This window comes from Vibrio sp. YT-16, from assembly GCF_033337405.1.
In the GTDB taxonomy this organism is placed as follows: domain Bacteria; phylum Pseudomonadota; class Gammaproteobacteria; order Enterobacterales; family Vibrionaceae; genus Vibrio; species Vibrio alginolyticus.
Map to the genome: position 1 here is coordinate 1 of NZ_JAWOQQ010000106.1, position 1216 is coordinate 1216.

Sequence of the window (1216 nt, forward strand, 5' to 3'; positions counted from 1 at the left end):
CGAAGCACACAAGATCATTGCGCAAGCCGCCTATACGATGGGCAATGTCCGCTCAGCGATCGATAACCTCAATGAAGCAGAAAAGCTCGCGAAAGAATACCAACTGCCTTACATGACTTTGGATGTGCAACTCATGCGCAACCAAATGATTTGGATGTACGACCACAACTATTCAGCAGCCGAAGACACCCTCAATCAAATTGAAAAACAGTTAGACGAAGCCGACTCTGTACTTCAACGTACAGACAGCGTCCGTTATCGTCTGGTGATGCAACGAGCCCTGCTAGCGGCTCATCGTGGCGATAACGTTGGCGCAGAGCGTTTGTATGCTCAAGCGAAAAGCATGCTTGAAGACAGTCGTTCCGATTTGGCCTTAATTGATTACTACACTTCTGTTGGTGAGTTTTACCTTAACAGTAAAAAATACAACCTTGCGCTTTCAGAACTGCTTTACGGTTATTGGCAGTCCATCGAAAGTGACAGCGGTACTCGCCTTGCCAAAGTAAACCGCTTGCTGGAGAGACTTTTCCAAGAGCGTCGTGTGTACGACAAAGCCATTGAATATCTGTCTCAGGCTGCAGATTTCTACGACTCTTACCCAAGCTCCCCTATTTTGGCCGATGTACTTGAACAAATGGGCGACATCTATTTTTATCAAGGCAAGTTCAATCTTGCTTTGGTGCACTACTTCAACGTACTGGATCACGAAAGCACCAGTCGTAATATCAATCGCACCATTAAGATTCGGTTGAGCTTGGCTGCGACTTACCTGCAACTCTACAACTACGCACTTGCAGAGCAATATCTGGAACGTGCGACAGAGTTACTGGAATACGCGGATATCCCTCAACTTGAAGCGAAAGCCGCCCTACTTCAGTCTGGTCTCGCTTATCATCAGAACGACAGCAAAAAAGTAATTGAAAACGCGAAGAAAGCCTTAGAGCTTGTCGAAAAAGCGCCGGAAAACAAAAACTTCATCAAACAGCAATCTTACCGTTTGTTGGGCTTGGGTTACGAACAGGCGGGCGAATATCAACTGTCACTGCAAGCGTACAAAAAATACACCAGCTTAGTGCGTTTGGAGCAAAAACAACTCAACCAAATTAGTGAAGATGCGTTCCGCCAGCAAAAAGAGTTTGCGGAACAGACTATTCACTATGTCGGTCAATCAGAGCGTCTAGAGCAGGTGGAGATGGAACATCGTAAGTTCCAGAAA

Annotated in this window: 1 protein-coding gene; it reads left to right on the forward strand. The window is 46.1% G+C overall.

The genetic code is table 11. From position 1 onward, the window contains the following. On the forward strand, positions 1-1216 hold a 1216-nt coding region (locus tag R7F07_RS25055), incomplete at both ends, for a tetratricopeptide repeat protein (RefSeq protein WP_411976921.1).